9 protein-coding genes are annotated in these 16,568 nt (G+C 72.3%); all 9 read right to left on the reverse strand.

The window, feature by feature from the left end:
• Positions 1–7,678: non-ribosomal peptide synthetase (locus tag CCL05_RS05960; RefSeq protein WP_158102423.1), on the reverse strand; the 7,678-nt coding region annotated here is incomplete at its 3' end.
• Between the two features lie 207 nt (positions 7,679–7,885).
• Entirely contained in the window at positions 7,886–8,593 is a 708-nt protein-coding gene (locus tag CCL05_RS05965) for a 2-hydroxychromene-2-carboxylate isomerase (RefSeq protein ID WP_086559424.1), read from the reverse strand.
• Between the two features lie 15 nt (positions 8,594–8,608).
• Positions 8,609–9,355 (reverse strand): 3-oxoacyl-ACP reductase FabG, encoded by a 747-nt coding sequence (gene fabG, locus CCL05_RS05970; protein ID WP_086559425.1) that lies wholly within the window; start codon positions 9,353–9,355, stop codon positions 8,609–8,611.
• Positions 9,356–10,456 carry a beta-ketoacyl synthase N-terminal-like domain-containing protein gene (locus CCL05_RS05975; protein WP_086559426.1) on the reverse strand — a complete coding sequence of 367 codons (1,101 nt, stop codon included), beginning with the start codon at positions 10,454–10,456 and terminating at the stop codon, positions 9,356–9,358. It lies immediately after the preceding gene.
• Positions 10,456–11,688, reverse strand: a complete 1,233-nt coding sequence (locus CCL05_RS05980) for a beta-ketoacyl-[acyl-carrier-protein] synthase family protein (RefSeq protein ID WP_086559427.1) — start codon at positions 11,686–11,688, stop codon at positions 10,456–10,458. The genes CCL05_RS05975 and CCL05_RS05980 overlap by 1 nt, the downstream gene beginning before the upstream one ends.
• 45 nt (positions 11,689–11,733) lie before the next feature.
• A complete protein-coding gene (locus CCL05_RS05985) occupies positions 11,734–11,994 on the reverse strand; it encodes an acyl carrier protein (RefSeq protein WP_086559428.1) in 261 nt (86 codons plus the stop codon).
• A 78-nt stretch (positions 11,995–12,072) separates the two neighbouring features.
• Entirely contained in the window at positions 12,073–13,062 is a 990-nt protein-coding gene (locus tag CCL05_RS05990) for a LysR family transcriptional regulator (protein WP_086559429.1), read from the reverse strand.
• A 146-nt stretch (positions 13,063–13,208) separates the two neighbouring features.
• Positions 13,209–13,940: an AfsR/SARP family transcriptional regulator gene (locus CCL05_RS05995; RefSeq protein WP_244204185.1), complete on the reverse strand. Its 732-nt coding sequence runs from the start codon at positions 13,938–13,940 to the stop codon at positions 13,209–13,211.
• Positions 13,941–14,217: 277 nt separating this feature from the next.
• Positions 14,218–16,464 carry an MMPL family transporter gene (locus CCL05_RS06000; protein ID WP_244204186.1) on the reverse strand — a complete coding sequence of 749 codons (2,247 nt, stop codon included), beginning with the start codon at positions 16,462–16,464 and terminating at the stop codon, positions 14,218–14,220.
• Positions 16,465–16,568 lie beyond the last annotated feature (104 nt).

Consider the following 16,568-nt stretch of genomic DNA (forward strand, 5'->3'; position numbering starts at 1 on the left):
CCCGGCTGACCAGCCGGGTCGCCAGCAGCGAGTGGCCCCCGATGTCGAAGAAGTCCTCGTCGATGGTGACCCGGTCCAGGCCGAGCACGTCGGCGAACAGACTGCAGAGGATGTCCTCCACGGGGTTGCGGGGCTCACGGCCCTGCGGCGCCGTGTGCGCGCTCGGCGCGGGCAGCGCCTTGCGGTCGAGCTTGCCCTGGGGGGTCAGCGGCAGCTCGGGCAGGGCCACGACCGCGGAGGGGACCATGTAGTCGGGCAGTTCGCCGGCCAGCCGCTCGCGCAGCCCCTCGGCGACGGCGTCCTCGTCGGCGAGGACGACGTACGCCACGAGCCGCCGGTCCCCGCTCTCGTCCTCGCGCACGGTCACCGCGGCCTGGGCGACGCCCTCCTGGGCGAGCAGCGCGGAGGAGATCTCGCCGAGCTCGATCCGGAAGCCGCGCAGCTGGACCTGGTCGTCGGCCCGGCCGAGGTAGTCCAGTTCACCGTTGTCGAGTCGGCGCACCAGGTCGCCGGTGCGGTACATCCGCTCGCCGGGAGCGCCGTACGGGTCGGCCACGAACCGCTGGGCGGTGAGGTCCGGGCGGCCCAGATAGCCGCGGGCGAGCCCCCCGGACACGTACAGCTCGCCGGTGACGCCGACCGCGGCCGGCGCCAGGTCGCGGTCCAGGACGTAGACACGGTGCGCGGAGGTCGGGCGGCCGATGGGGGGCCGGCCGGTGCCGGACAGCGGGCCGGCGACCGTCGAGCTGACCACGGCCTCGGTCGGGCCGTACCCGTTGTACAGCCGCACGCTCGACGCCCAGCGTTCTACGATCTCGGCGGGCACGGCCTCGCCGGCGACCGCGAGGCGCAGATCGGCGGGCAGGGCGCTGCCCTCGGGCAGTCCGCCCACGACCACCGGCGGCAGACCCGCCAGGTTGACACGGGCCTTGTCGATCAGGTCGACCAGTGGCCTGCCGGGTGTGCGGCACTCCTCGTCGGCGATCACCAGCGTGCCGCCGTTGAGCAGCGCCAGCATGATCTCCCAGACCGACGCGTCGAAGCTGAACGAGGCGAACTGCAGCACCCGGGTGTCGCTGTCCAGCCCGAAGCGCTCGGTCAGGCTCGTGACCATGGCCAGCAGGCCCTGGTGCGCCACGGCGACGCCCTTGGGGCGGCCGGTGGAGCCGGAGGTGTAGATGACGTAGGCGAGGTGCCGGGCGTCCAGGGGGGCGCGATGCTCGGCGTCCACGACGTCGTGGTCGGCGTAGCGCGGTTCGGCGGGAGGACCGCCGGCGGCGACGGTGACGACGGCCGTTTGCGTCCGCGGGAGGACGGCCGCGATCTCCTCCGTGGTCAGCACGGCCGCCGGGCGGGCGTCCTGAAGCATGTACGCGATGCGGTCCGCGGGGTAGGCGGAGTCGACCGGGAGGTAGCCGGCGCCGGCCTTGAGGACCGCGAGCGCGGCCACCACCATCGTGGCCGAGCGCGGCAGGGCCACCGCGACCAGGTCCTCGGGGCCGGTGCCGCGGTCGATCAGCAGGCGGGCCAGCCGGTTGGCGCGGGCGTTGAGCTCGGCGTAGGTGACGTCCTCGTCGCCGTCGACGACCGCGACGGCGTGCGGCGTGCGGGCGGCGTGCTCCTCGAAGACGTCGGTGGCGGGGCGCGAGGCGACCGGCGCCGCGCGGCCGGCCCAGATGCCGAGCAGGAGGCGACGCTCGTCGTCGCCCAGGGCGTCCACGGTGCTCAGCCGTGCGCCGGGCGCGGCGACCAGCGCCTCGAGGACGTGCACGAAGCGGCTCACGATCGCCCCGACGCCCTGGGCGTCGAAGACGTCGGAGCGGTACTGCGCCTCCAGTCGCAGGCGGTCGCCGGGGAACACACCGAGCGCCAGCGGGTATTCGGCGATCACCCGGGCCTTCCAGTCGAGCATCGACAGCCCGGGAATGTGCTCGCCGATGCGGTCGAGCACACCGGTCGGGTAGTTGTGGAAGCTCACGACGGTGTCGAAGAGTTCGCCGACTCCGGCGAGTTGCTGCACCTCGGCCAGGCCCAGGTGCTGGTGCGGTTCGAGGGCGAGCTGGCGGGACTGGAGGCCGACCAGCATCTCCTCCAGGGTGGTCTGCGGGGTCAGGGTCACCCGCACGGGCAGCGTGTGCATGAACGAGCCCACCATCTGCTCCACGCCCGGCAGTTCGGCGGGGCGCCCGGAGACGACCGCGCCGAAGGTGACGTCCCGGCGCCCGGTCAGCCGGCCGAGGGCCACCGCCCAGGCGCCCTGCGCGACGGTGTTCATCGTCAGGCCGCGCGCGTGGGCCCACGCCGTCAGCGACCGCGTCAGGTCCTCGGGCAGCTCCGTAGTCCAGGTCTCGGGCAGCGACTCGACCCGGGCACGGTCGGCGGGGCCGAGCCGGGTGGGCTCGTCCACCCCGGCCAGCTCGTGCCGCCACGCCGCCCGGGCGGCCTCCTTGTCCTGGGCCCCGGCCCACTCGAGGTAGCCGCGCACCGAGGCGACCGGTGGCAGCGCCGAGGTGTCCGCGCCGTTGGACCACAGCGTGACCAGCTCGTGGGCGAGGACGGCCGACAGGGACCAGCCGTCCACCAGGATGTGGTGGGCGGTCCACACCACGCGATGGCGGTGCGGTGCCAGTGTGTAGACGGTGAACCGGGTCAGCGGGGCCTGTGCCACGTCGAACCGGCGCAACCACTCCTCGTCGGTCAGCCGGATCGCCTCGGCCTCACGGCCGTCCTCCGCGACACCGGTCAGGTCGACCTCGTACCAGGGCACCTCGACGGACCCGGGGATCACCTGCACGGGCTCGCCGGCGTCCCGGTCGCGGAAGCACGCCCGCAGGGCGTCGTTGCGCTCCAGCAGAGCCACCACCGCCCGGCGCAGCGCGGCCTTGTCCAGCGGCCCCTGGATGTCCATGAGGACCTGGAGGGTGTAGGCGTCCATCCCGTGCCGGTCGAACTCGGCCTGGAACAGCAGACCGCGCTGCAACGGCGACAGCGGCAGGATGTCGGTGAGGTCCTCGACCTCGTGCTCGTAGGCCTCGATCTCGTCCTGGGCAACGGCGACCAGCGGGAACTCGGAGGGGGTGCGGCCGCCCGTTCCCGGGCGCCGGGCGTGTTCGGCCAGCAGGCGCAGGTTGCGGAACCAGCCCTCGGCGAGGTCCCGGACGTCCTCCTCGGCGAGCAGGCCGCCGGCGTACGTCCAGGTCGCCGAGAGCACCGGGCCCCCGGGGCGGTCCTCGGTGACCGAGACGACCTCGACGGGGTGGCGCAGCGGGGTGTCCGGATGGGCGCTCTGGCCGGAGGCGCCGGACTCCATCTGCCAGGCCTCCCCCGTGCCTGCGGTGAACCGGCCCAGGTAGTTGAAGCCGATCTGCGGTACGGGCTGCCGGGAGAGCACGCGGGCGGTCTGCGGGTTGAGGTGCCGCAGCAGGCCGTGGCCGAGGCCGTGGCCCGGCACCGCGCGCAGTTGTTCCTTGACTCGCTTGAGCGCACTGCCGCAGCTCGCGCCGGCGTCCGCGACCTCGTTCCAGTCGAGGTCGCCGAGGTCCAGGGCGACCGGGTACACGCTGGTGAACCAGCCGACGGTGCGGGACAGGTCGGGTTCGCCGGGGATCGGTTCGCGGCCGTGCCCCTCCAGCTCGACCACCGTGCGGGCGGCGGCGGCGCCGTTCCTTCGGCGCCGGTCGGCCACCGCCAGGGCCAGGCCGGTCAACAGGACCTCGTCGACTTCCGCGTGGAAGGCCGCCGGGACGGTGGTGAGGAGTTCGGCGGTCTGCTCGGCGGACAGCTCGATCGTGACCTCGCCGGCGGTCGCGTGGGTGTCCCGGGCCGGGTCGAGGGCGCGGGTGCCCAGCGGCGGCTCGTCGGCGCCCGACTGCTCGGTCCACCAGGCGAGTTCACCCGCGCGTCGGGCGGTGCGGGCCTCCTGGGACAAGGCCTGGGCCCAGCCGCGGTAGGAGGTGGCGACGGGGTCGAGCCGCACCGGGCGGCCCTGCGTCACCTGCTGCCACGCGGTCTCCAGGTCGGGCAGCAGGATGCGCCAGGACACCCCGTCCACGGCCAGGTGGTGGATCACGATCAGCAGACGTCCGGGCCGGCCGGGCCCCGCGTCCAGGAGCACGGCCTGCACCATCAGCCCGTCCTCGGGCCGCAACCGGCCGCGGGCGGCGATGAGCTGGGCGGGCAGTGGATCCCCGTCGGCGCCGGAGACGTCGACCAGGGTGACGGCGTCCGCGGCGGACACGGCCCCCACGGGCAGCGTTTCGAGGGACCAGAGCCCGGGGGCCGGGACGGACAGCCGCATCCGCAGGGTGTCGTGCGTGTCCAGCAGCGCCTGCACGGCGGCCGTGAGCCGTTCGGCGCCGGTTCCGGCCGGTACGGTGACCGTCACGTACTGGCTGAACTCCCCTGCGGCGGCGGGAAGTCCGGCGAGTTCCTCGCGGAGCTGGTCCACGATCGGGGTGGGCTCGACCTCACCGACACCGTCCTGGGCGGCCGTCGGAGTCCGGTCCTCGACGGGCCGCGCGGCCGCGGCGATGGCCGCCGGCGTCCGGTGCAGGAAGACGTCGCGGGAGGTGATGACCAGCCCGGCCTTGCGGGCCCGGCTGACCACCTGGATCGAGCTGATGCTGTCGCCGCCGAGGGCGAAGAAGCTGTCGTCCGGCCCGACCGAGGGCAGCCCGAGCACCTCGGCCAGCACCTGGGAGACGACCTGCTCGGCGTGGCTGCGCGGGGCCCCGGGCGCGGCGACGGTGGCGGTCGGCGCGGCGAAGTCGGGGACCGGCAGGGCCTTGCGGTCCACCTTGCCGTGCGCCGTCAGCGGCAGCCGGTCCAGGGGCACGAGGGCGGCCGGCACCATGTAGCCGGGCAGGACGCGGGCGAGACCGTCCCGGACCGCGTCGGCGCTCGGGGCGTGCCGCCCGGTGCTCTGCCCTGCGGGGTCCTGCACGGTCTGCTCGGGCACGTAGTGGCCGATGAGCCGCTTCTGACCGACCTGATCGGCGCTCGCGGTGACCACCGCGTCCGAGACGCCGGGCAGCGCGCGCAGCGCGGCTTCGACCTCGCCCAGCTCGATCCGGTGGCCGCGGATCTTGACCTGGTGGTCGCGGCGCTCGATGAAGTCCAGCTGTCCGTCGGCGCGCAGCACCACCCGGTCGCCGGTGCGGTACATGCGCGCGCCGCCGCCCCCGAACGGGTCGGGCACGAACGTGGTGGCCGTACGGCACGGGTCGGCGAGGTAGCCGCGGCCCACGCCGGCGCCGCCGATGAAGAGTTCGCCCGGCACCCCCTGCGGCACCGGCCGCAGTTCGTCGCCCAGCACGTACAGGCGGGTGTTGCGCAGCGGCCGGCCGATCGGGACGTACGCCCCGTCGAGGACGTCGCCGTCGCGGACGTAGGCGTGCGTCACGTCGTCCGAGCACTCGGTCGGGCCGTACATGTTGACCAGCGGGATCGCCGGGTAGCGGGCGAACCAGCGGTCGCACAGCCCGGGGGCGAGCGCCTCGCCGTTGGAGATCATCCAGCGCAGGCCGGGCAGCCGCGGGGCGCTGCCGGTGGTGTCCCAGGCGTCGAGGGTGGCGCGCAGCAGGGAGGGGACCACCTCCAGTACGGTCAGGCCCTCGTCGCCGATGACGCCGAACAGCGCGTCCGGGTCGGCCGCGGTCTCCCGGCTCACCACCCGGATCCGGCCGCCGACCAGCAGGGTGGTCAGGGTCTGCCACACCGTGATGTCGAAGGTCACCGGCGCGTTGTGCACCAGGCTGTCCGCCCGGGTCAGGGAGAGCTCCTCGACCTTGGCGAGCAGGTGGTTGATCATTCCGCCGCGCTGCACCATCGCGCCCTTGGGCTTGCCCGTGGACCCGGAGGTGAAGATGACGTACGCCAGGTCCTCGGGGCCGCCGGCGACCGGCGCGAGGTCCTCCGGCGCGTCCTCGGCGTCATCCAGGACCAGCAGCTCCGGCTCCCGCCCGGCCTCCGCCGCCAGCCGCTCGGCCAGTTCCCGGTTGGCCGCGTCGGTCACCAGGCAGGTCGCCGAGCTGTCGGCGAGCAGCGCGGTAAGCCGGGCGTGCGGTGAGCGCGCGTCGAGCGGCAGGAAGGCGCGGCCGGCGCCCAGCACGCCCAGCTCGGCGACCACGAAGTCCCGTCCGGGCTCGACCAGCAGGGCCACCGGGCCGGATCCGGTGAGCCGCCGGGAGAGCGCGCCGGCCCGGCCGGTCAGCCGGGCGTAGGTGAGGCTGCCCGCGTCGTCCGTCACGGCCACGGCGTCCGGGCGTTCGGCGGCCCGGGCGCGTACCCGTTCGACGACGCCGACGTACGGTTCGGGCCGCTCGGGACCGGTGAGAACGCGGGTGAGGCGCGCCTGCTCACCGGGCGCCAGCAGGTCCAGGGCGCCGAGCCGGTCGTCGGCGCCGGCGGTCACGAAGCCGTCGAGCCAGGCGATGAACCGCTGGAGGTGGTCACGGGCCTCGTCGCGGTCGTAGCGGCTCTCGTTGGCGCTGAGGTCGATGCCGACGCCGGCCGTGCCCTTGTCGGCGACGGTGAACTCCAGGTCGTCCACGAGACCGGTGGAGGGGCTCTGCAGGACGGCCTCGCAGGGTCCGATGGTCAGCTTCTCGATCTGCGGCATCATGTTGAGGAACGGGCCGAAGGGGCGCCGGTCGTCGCTGGCCAGACCCATTCCGCGGCGCACCTTGCTGACCCGGTAGCGCTGGTGCCTGAGGGCCCCGGTGATCTCCTTGTGCGCGGCGGCGAGCAGTTCGCCCCGGGTCGTCCGCGGTCCGGTGCGCAGCCGCAGCGGCAGGTAGTTGACGACCATGCCGGGGATGTTCTGCAGGGTGCCGCCCACCCGGGCGGTGACCGGCAGCGACAGCATGACGTCGTCCGTGCCGGTCATCCGCTGGGTGTAGGCGCCCAGCGCGGCGACCAGTACGGTCTGCCAGGTCACCCGGGCGTCCCAGGCCACGGCCCGCAGCCGCTCGGCGAGGTCGTCGGCGAGGACGGTTCCCTCACGCAGGAACGACTGGGCCGGCTCGGCGTCCCGGCGGGCCAGGGTCACCGGCTCGGGGGCGTCGGCGAAGTGGTCCTGCCAGTAGGCCCGGTCGCGCTCCTGGCGCGGGGAGCCGGCGTAGGCGGCCTCCGTCTCGATCAGGGTGCTCAGCGGGGCGAAGCGCCCCTCGTCGAGGGAGGTGCCCGCGGTCATCGCCTCGTAGAGGGCGGACAGCCGCTGCCAGTAGATGACGTAGCTGAAGCCGTCGGACGCCAGGTGGTGGTTGAGCAGGCAGAAGATCGTGCGGTCCGCGGCGAGCGTGAACACGCTGAAGCGGAACAGGGGCGCGTCGCCGCCCACGGTGAAGGGCACCCGCAGATCGGCCCGGATGGCGTCGTTGGCGGCTGCCACGGGGTCGGCGGCGCCGCTGACGTCGGTGACCGTCAGCGGCAGCTCGGCGAGGTCCTCGACGACCTGGCGGGGCTCGCCGTCGACCTCGAAGAAGCGGGCCCGCAGGCACTCCGACTCCTCGGCGAGGCGGGCCAGCGCCGCCGTGAACCGCTCATGGTCCAGCGGGCCCTTGATGTCCCAGTAGATCGCGGTGTTGTACGTGGCACCGCCGCCGGTGAGCTTCTCGTCGAACCAGATGTCCTTCTGGCCAGCGGTGAGCGGCAAGCCGGCCGTCGGCACACGAGTCATTGCAATCCCCTCGGGAAGATTCACCAGGTCCATGCAGCCGTCCCGGCCGTCGCAGCGCGATCAGCGCTCGGCGTTCCAGGGCCCCGGGCCATGCATGAAGCGCTGCCTCGGGGCCGGCTGTCGCAGCGGGCGGGGCAGCGTCGTGATCGATGGTGGCCGAGCGCGCTGACAGCGCACTGACCGAGAACTGACGGTTCGCGGCGGCGGTCAGCCGCAGCCGCCCGCGTGGCCGTCGTCGGCCGAGCGGCCGATGCCCACCGCCCCGGCGGTGGCGGGGGCCAGGGCCGTCGCGGAGGGCGCCTTGGCGCGCAGGTGTTCCACGAAGGCGTCGAGCCGGTCGAGCCCCCAGAAGCGGGTGAAGCCGTGCACGAGGAACGGCACTCCGAAGACGCCGTCCTTGCAGACCTCCATCAGGATGTCCGCACCGCGCTCGCGCAGTTCGGGGTCCTGGGCGGCGCGGGAGATCACCTCGGGATCGATCCCGAGCCCGCGGCCGATGTCCGCGATGGTCGCCGGGTCGCAGATGTCGCGCCCCTCGCCGAACCGGGCCCGGTAGACCGCGGCGATGTAGTCGTGCCCCCGGCCCTCCCGGGCCGCCACCAGGTAGCCCAGGTGCGGGACCTCCCAGAGCGGCTCGACGTCCACGGGCCAGGTCACGGAGATGCCGCGTGCCTTGGTGATCCGGCCGATGTCCTGGAGGACGTACCGGTTCTTCTCCCGCGACATCTCCGAGTACGGGAACCGTCCGCCGCGTTCTCGCAGCATCCGCGCGCTGGTGTCGTCCGGTTCGAAGAACGGCAGCCACTCCAGCCGTTCCACCAGGTCCTTGTGGTGCTCCGTCAGGTCCTGGTACGCGAGCCAGGAGTACGGGCTGCGCAGGGAGAAGTAGAAACGCGGGGTCTTGTTCTTGGGCATGGTGCTCCTTACCGGTCAGACGACGAGGCCGCCGTCGACGCCGAAGACCTGTCCGGTGACATAGGCGGCGCGGTCGGAGACCAGGAACGACACGAGGTCCGCCACCTCCCGGGGGTGGCCGAGGCGGCCGAGCGGGATGCGCTCGGTCATTTTCCGTGTGTGCTCCGGCGCCAGCCCGGAGAGCATGTCGGTGTCGATGAAGCCCGGCGCCACGGCGTTGACGCGCACGCCGTAGCGCCCGGACTCCTTGGCCAGTGCCTTGCTGAACCCGATGATTCCGGCCTTGGACGCCGAGTAGTTGGTCTGGGTCGCGTTGCCGTACACGCCCGCGACGGACGACAGCGTGACGACGGTGCCCGCCCGGCGCTTCATCATGGAGAAGACGGCGGCCTTGCACAGGTGGTAGGTGCCGTCCAGGTTGGTGCGCAGGACGGCGTCCCAGTCCTCCTCGGGCAGCATCACCAGCGGGTTGTCGCGGACGATGCCGGCGCAGGAGACCGCCGCGTGCAGCGGGCCGAGCGCGTCCTCGGCGTTCCGCACGAAATCCCGTACGGCGCGGGCGTCGGCGACGTCGACGCGGGCGGTGAACACGCCCGCGCCCTCCTTCTCGGCCTCCTGGGCGACCGACCGGGCCGCCTCCTCGTCGGACCGGTAGCAGAACGCGACGTCGAAGCCGTCGCGCGCGAGCCCGGTGACCACGTGCCGCCCGATGCCCCGGGAGCCCCCGGTCACCAGTGCCAGCCTGCGGGCGTTCGTCTCCACTCAGCTCTCCTCGTTCGTCGTGGCGGCGAGCAGCGCGCAGCCGGCCGTGCCGTCCCGGTCGACCGCCGTCACGAGGGCGAGCGCGCCGGGTGGGGTTTCCTGGTCGTCGAGCACCGACAGCACCGACGCGAGTTGCAGGCTCGCGGTGGCCGCCGAGGTGTCCCCCAGCAGCGCCCGGTTGCCGAGCAGGTGGGGCACGGTCGAGCCGAGCACATCCGCGATCGCTGCCTCCTCGACGCCGGCCAGGCTCCCGCCCGTTTCGGCCGGGGCCACCACGCGCACGTCCTCGGCGCGCGCACCGGCCTGCTTCAGGGCCTCGCGTACGCACTCCGCCAAGGCCGCGCGGGCGTCTGCCGGTTCGGCGAAGGCGCGGAACCGGGTGGTCAGCAGGCGGGCTCGCGCGCGCCGGCCGGCGGCCCGGGCGTCCTGCGCGGTCTCCAGGAGGAACACCGCGCCGCCCTCGCCCAGCGGGGACGTGCGGTCGTCGCCGTCCCGGCCGTGCCATTCCAGCCAGGCGCGCTGTACGGAGTACTCCTCGGCCGCGCCGCACAGCACCCGTGCGCAGTGGCCGCCGCGGTGCAGCCGGGTGGCGTAGCTCAGCGCGGTCAGCCCGGTCAGGCGGCCGCCGGCGATGGTGGTGTTCGGCCCTTTGATGCCGTGCCAGATGGCGCTCTGTCCGGCGGCCCGGTTCATCACCGTGTTCGGGAAACGGGCCGGGTCGACGTGGTACGGGCGCTCCCCCGCGAGTGAGTCGCGGGTGAAGTCCATGATGCTCTGCACACTGCCCGAGCCGGTGCCCAGCACCAGCCCGGTGTCCTCGGGCCGGGACGTCAGCTCCGGTCCGCCGTCGGCCAGCAGCAGGCCGACGGCGGTCACCGCGATGGCGGTGACCCTGTCCATGGTGCGGGTGCCCTTGCGGCCGATGTGCTCGGTGACGTCGAAGTCCGGCACCAGACCGCCCTCGGTGAACGGTCCCGGGCAGGTCTCGGGGTCGAGCGCGGTGATCGCGCCGCGGCTGGCCCGGATGCCCGTGCGGAAGGGCTCGCTGCCCACCCCGTACGGGGACACCGCCGACCAGGTGGAGAAGACCAGTGCGGACATCAGGCGGCCTCCCGGTGCCGGCCCAGGATGAGCACGGCGTTGTTGCCCGCGAAGGCGAGCGCGTTGTTCTGCACCACGGACAGCTCGGCGGGACGCGCCTGGTTGGGCACGCAGTCCAGCCCGCAGTCCGGGTCGGTCTCCCGGTGGTTGATGGTGGGCGGGATGAAACCCTCGGCGATGGACAGGGCGCAGGCGGCCGAGCCGAGGGCACTCGCCGCGCCCATGCTGTGCCCGACCATCGACTTGATGGAGACGGTGGGCGGCGGGGCGTCGAAGACCTGGCGGATGGCGCCCGCCTCGGTCACGTCGTTGGCCTTGGTACCGGTGCCGTGGGCCGAGATGAAGTCGACGTCCGCGGCGCTGATCCCGGCGTTGCGGTGGGCCAGTGCCATGCAGCGGGCGAGGCTGTCCTGGTCGGGGGCGACGGGATGGTGGGCGTCGCAGGTGAGCCCGTAGCCGAGGACCTCGGCGTAGATGCGGGCGCCGCGTGCCCGGGCGGACTCCAGGCTCTCCATCATGAGGATGCCCGCGCCCTCGCCGGTGAGGATGCCCTTGCGGTCCCGGTCGAAGGGCTGGCACACCTCCGGGGCGATGGTCCCCAGCCGGTAGAAGCCGGCGAAGGTCTTGCGGCACACGGCGTCGGCTCCGCCGCACAGCGCCACGTCGACGTCGCCGGCCCGGATCGCGTCGTAGCCGCTGCCGATCGCGTAGTTGCCGGCCGCGCAGGCGGTGGGGATGGTCAGGGCCTCGACGTCGGTCAGTCCGAGCTCCCGGACGATGCTGGAGGAGAGCCTGGCGGCGTGGGCCCGGCGTACGACACCTGGGGAGAGGTGCTCCGGACCCTTCTCGAGCTGTTCGCCGGCCAGCAGGTCGAGGTCGCGGGACTCCGCGTCCGTGGTACCGACCGACACCATGGCCCGCCGGCCGCGGAGTTCCTCCGGGTCGATCCCCGCGTCGGCGACGGCCATGTTGGCCGCCGCCACGGAGAACTGGGTGGCCCGGCCCAGTTCCTCCGGTTCGATGGTGCGGATCCATTCCGCCGGGTCGAAGTCGGCGACCTCGCACCCGTAGGAGTGCGCGAAACCGGTGGTGTCGAAGGCCGTGATGGGCTTGGCCCCGCTCCGGCCGGCCCGCAGTCCGGCCAGGAACTCCCCGGCCCCCAGGCCGATGCTGGTGACCAGGCCGAGTCCGGTGATCACCACCTGGCGCGGCCGCTGATCGTTGTCGTACACCCTGTACTCCAGTCCCTCACGCCCGGCCCGGCCGGGCAGTGCCGGCTACTTGGCGGCGACGGCCTGGTCGACGACGTCGACGACGGCGTCGAGGTGGACCAGGCGGGGCAGCACGCTCTGGTCGAGGTCGATGCCGTACGTCCGCTCAAGGGTGGAGAGGATCTCGATGGCACCCATCGAGTCCGCTTCGTGGTCCTCCTTGAACCGGCTGGTGCCGGTCATGTCCGACGGCTCGATCTCGAGGATGTCGCAGATGATGCCCTTGATCTCGGTACGCCGTTCGGCGCTGGTGGCTGCAGTAGTCATGCACACGATGCTGGAGCAAGCGGCTGACAGCCCACTGACCGCGAACTGACGTGGCGTGCCAGCGAGTTCCGAAGCGGTTCAGCCGGAGCCGGGCAAGTCCGGGGGAGGGTCCGTCAGGTAGCGCCGGACCTCGCGGAAGTCCTCGGGGTGGGCGACCATCCACGACCAGTAGCGCGGGATCGTGCGGGCGTAGTCGCAGTAGTAGCTGCGCACGCTCTCCAGCAGCGTCCCCACGGTCGACCGGCTGATCGCCCCCGTGCGCCACACCAGCAGCAGCTCGCAGGTGTGGGCGTCCGAGATCGGGACGAGGCTGACGTCCTTGGTGGCACCGGTCGGCACGGTGAGCGCGGCCACGCCGGCCTCGCGGACCCAGCTCATCGCCTCATGGTGCCCGCGGACCCGGTGCACCGACTCGGGCTGGTGGTCGACGAGATCGGCGAAGGCCGCCTTCTCGTGGTCGTGGAACCAGTGGCCACGCGCGTAGCGAACCCAGGCGAGCGAACGCAGCTGGGCCGCGCCGACGGGTTCCTCCCCGGCCAGCCGGTGGTCGGTGGGCAGGGCCAGCCACATCGGCTCGCGGACCACGACAGCCGTGTTGAGCGGCAGTTTCTTGACGTCGATCGACTGGCGGTTCGGCGGACTGGGCACCAGCGCCAGGTTGAGCAGCCCCTCGCCGACCGCGCTCATCGCGTCGGCCGGGTCCACCGTCTCGGTCTGCACCTCGACGGCGGGCAGGCACGCGGCGATCGCGTCCCTGAGCGCGGGCGGCGTCCATTCCACGTTCCCGACGCGCAGCGTGTTGGTGCTCTGTGCGGCCACCTCGGCGAGGAGGGCGTCACCGCGACGGGCCAGGTCGACGAGCATCGGGATCAGTCGCTCGCCGAGCGGAGTGGGCACCACGCCGCTGTGCGACCGTACGAACAACTCCCCGCCGAACTCGCGCTCAAGACGGCGCAGTTGGGAGGAAAGGGCGGGCTGCGGAAGACTGAGCTGGATTGCGGCCGCGGAGATGCTCCCGGCGCTTGCGATGGCGGCTACGAGTCGGGCATGCCGTAACTCGACGCGCATTGCGGACCCAGCCTTCCCCGTTCCCCCGTACACAGCACGTGCGTTTGCCCCAGGCGGGGGCATACGCACGACTCACCGTAACACCGGCGTTATTGAATCACGGTGGTCACGGATGCTGTGGGGAGTTTCCGCTTCCGGCTGACGGGTCAGCCGGCGAGGATCAGGGAGCCGTGGGGTCGTCCCAAGACGTCGTCCTGATGGAGGATCGCCTCGTACACGGCGTGCAGAGAACGTCCCGGTTCCACGCCGAGGTCCTCGGCCAGGCGCCGGCGGGCCCGGTGGAACACGTCGAGGGCCTCTGTCTGCCGGCCGTCGCGGTACAGGGCCAGCATCAGCAGTTCGCTGAGGCGTTCACGGCCGGGATGCTCGGCGGCCAGCTGACGCAGCTCCGGCACCGGCACGCGTTCCACACCGACCGCCAGTTTCGCGGTGACCAGGTCCTCGTGAGCGGTGAGCCGGCGCTCCTCCAGACGCACGGACGCAGTCCGGCAGCGGAATCCCTCACTGACGTCCAGCAGGGCCGCGCCCCGCCACATGCCCAGTGCCTGCTCCAGCACACGCACCGCCATCGTGGGATCCTGACCGACCAGGGCGGAGCCCCGGTCCGCGAGGGCCATGAAGCGGTGGGCGTCGACCGACTCGGGCGGTACGTCGAGCAGATAACCGGTGCCGACGGTGCGTACGAGCTCGCGCCCCTCTCTCCCGGCCACGGAGGCCAGGAGTCTGCGCAGCCGGGTCACGTTGGCCTGCAGGGCGTTCTTCGCGTTGGTCATGCGCTCGTCGCCCCAGAGTTCGTCCACGAGCTGGTCGAACGGAACGGGCTGGGCCGGGGCCAGGGCCAGCAGGGCGAGCACCGAGCTCACCCGCTTCGAAGTCACGCCCCAGCTCTGTGCGCCTCGAGTGAGTACAAGTGATCCAAGTATGTGGATCTCCACGTTTTTTAACCCCCGTCGTCGTCTGATCCAATCCTTGCCCGCTTGAAGGCGTAAGAGAAATACCAACCCTGCGGTTTTGCCATACCTGGCAGATATGACTGCGGAATGCGCCATTCCAGAAAATGGTGCTGGGCCGCTCAGCAGGTGAGCGGCCCAGCACCTGGCCTTCCCGGGGGATTGGAAGGCCGTTCGGACGGCTGCCGGTCAGGGCAGCCATGGTTCATACGCGCCCGGATTCACGCATTCGGTAGGGGGTTGCACCCTCAGAAACAGCCGCTCCGGTCTGCTTTGACTGTGCCGTCCGCATCCTTCGGGACGGCCACCAGGTCGCGTTGCCGAGCAGGGTCAGGACCGACGGCAGGATCATGATCCGCACGATGAAGGCGTCGAGCAGGACCGCGGCGGCCAGGACGAAGCCCATCTGCTTCATCTCGACCAGGGTGAGGAAGACGAAGCTGGCGAAGACGGTGACCATCACCACCGCCGCACTGGTCACCACGCCGGCGGAGTTGCCGATCCCCTCCAGTACGGCCCTGCGGGTGTCCAGACCGCGCATGGCCGCCTCCTTGATCCGGCTGACCACGAAGACCTGGTAGTCCATCGACAGCCCGAAGAGGATGACGAACAGGAACAGCGGTACCCGGGCCCCGATCGCTCCGGTGGAGTGGAAGTCGAGGATGCTCTCCGCCCATTGACCCTGGAAGACCAGGACCAGCAGGCCGAAGGCGGACGCGACCGAGAGCAGGTTGAGCACGGTGCCGATGACGCCGATGACCACCGACCGGAAGGCCAGCACCGTCACGGCGAACGTCACCAGCAGCAGGAAGCCGACCACCAGCGGGAGCTTGGCGTTCTGGTGGTCCAGGTAGTCGACGTCGCGGGCGATGTCACCGGTGACGTACGCCTCGGCGCCGGGCACCTTGCCCACGGTCGCGGGCAGGTAGTCGTCGCGGACGCGGTCGAGCGACTGGAGCGCCTGCGGCGAGCTGGGCTTGGACGGCACGGAGAGCATCAGGCTGGTGATCCGCCGATCGCCGGAGGAGGTCAGCTTGAACGCGGCGTCCTTGGCGAACAGCGGGTCCGCCTGGGCCCGTCGGCGCAGGTCCTCCACCGCCTTCACCACCTGCGGTGAGCGGTCCGCGTCGGCGCGCACCACGACTTGGTGCTGGACGAGCATCTCCGGGAAGGCGGCGGTCAGCCGGTCGTAGGTCTGCACCGCGGGGATCTCGCGGGAGAAGGTGTCCCTCCCCAGCACGCTCAGTTTCAGGTCGAGGGCGGGCGCCGCCAGGCCCAGCATGATGAGCACCGAGACCAGCAGGGTGACCCCGGGGCGCCGGGTCGCGGGCCGCAGCAGCGCGTTCCACGTCCTGCTCGTGCCACCGTGGTCCCTGGTCCGCTTGCCGTGGGCCGCGCGACGGGCCGCACGGCGCTCGGCCCGGGCACCGAGCTTGGCCAGCAGGGCGGGCAGGACCGTCAGCGAGCTGGCCATGGCGACCAGGACGACGATGATGGCGCCGGTGGCGATCGAGGAGAAGATGACGTCGGTCGCGAGGTAGAGCGTCGCGGTCGAGACGATCACCGCGAAACCGGAGATCACGACGGCCCGGCCGGCGGTGGCCGCGGCGAGTTCCACGACGGCCTGCGAACCGAGCCGGCCGCCGGCCTTGGCCCGCTCCTCGCGGTCCCGCTTCAGGTAGAAGAGCGAGTAGTCGACGCCGACGGCCAGGCCGATCAGCAGGATGATGTTGTTGCCGACGCCCGCGTCGGGCAGGAGGTGCGAGGCGAGGCCGGACAGGCCCATGGCGGCGGCGATGGAGGAGAGCGCCAGCAGGACCGGAACTCCTGCCGCGATCACCGAACCGAAGGCGATCATCAGGGTGATGACGGTGACCGGCAGGGTGAGCATCTCGGAGAAGGCCAGGTCGTCACTGCGCTGCTGGTCGAGGCCCTTGCTCATCGAAGGGCCGCCGGTCTCCTGCACCCGCACGCCGGGGTGTGCCTGCTGCACGGCCTCGGTCTGCTCGACCAGCGGGCCGACCTTCTTGCGCGCGGCGAGCTCCTCGCCCGCCATGACGACCTGGACCATGAGGACCTTGCCGTCGCGGGAGAGGACCGGCTTCTCGACCCGGTCGACCTCCTGGAGCTTCTCCATCCGCGCGGTGGCGTCCGCGGCGGCGGCCCGGGCCGCGGACACGTCCAGCCTGCCGGACGGGGAGTCGATGACGATCTGCTCGACGGGCCGGCGCTGCAGGCCGCCCTCCGTGGCGATCGCCTCCGCCTTCCCGGCCTTGCCGACCCGGTAGTCCTCGGTGGTGGCGCTGTTGGTCCCCACGGCGGCCGACGCCCCGAGGCACAGCGCGACGAAGACGAACCAGCCCACGATGGCGCGCCAGGGGTGGGCCGCGCTCCAACTCGCCACCTTGACGGTGACCGAGCGTTTCTCCACTGTCTCCAGCCCCTTACTCACGTCGGCAATCTCTTCTACATGTAAGTCCGAGCTTACAGGCGTAAGAGTGTGAGTCAATCGCTCGTGGTGCCAACTCGGCCCGGCAGGCCGGCACTTGGTCCACA

This window comes from Streptomyces africanus (assembly GCF_002150735.1).
GTDB lineage: Bacteria > Actinomycetota > Actinomycetes > Streptomycetales > Streptomycetaceae > Streptomyces > Streptomyces africanus.

What these genes read in the sequence shown, in the direction of transcription:
- CCL05_RS05985 (WP_086559428.1), bottom strand. Translation starts at nt 11,994, where the DNA reads ATGACTACTGCAGCCACCAGCGCCGAACGGCGTACCGAGATCAAGGGC.
- CCL05_RS05975 (WP_086559426.1), bottom strand. Translation starts at nt 10,456, where the DNA reads ATGTCCGCACTGGTCTTCTCCACCTGGTCGGCGGTGTCCCCGTACGGG.
- CCL05_RS05965 (WP_086559424.1), bottom strand. Translation starts at nt 8,593, where the DNA reads ATGCCCAAGAACAAGACCCCGCGTTTCTACTTCTCCCTGCGCAGCCCG.
- CCL05_RS05990 (WP_086559429.1), bottom strand. Translation starts at nt 13,062, where the DNA reads ATGCGCGTCGAGTTACGGCATGCCCGACTCGTAGCCGCCATCGCAAGC.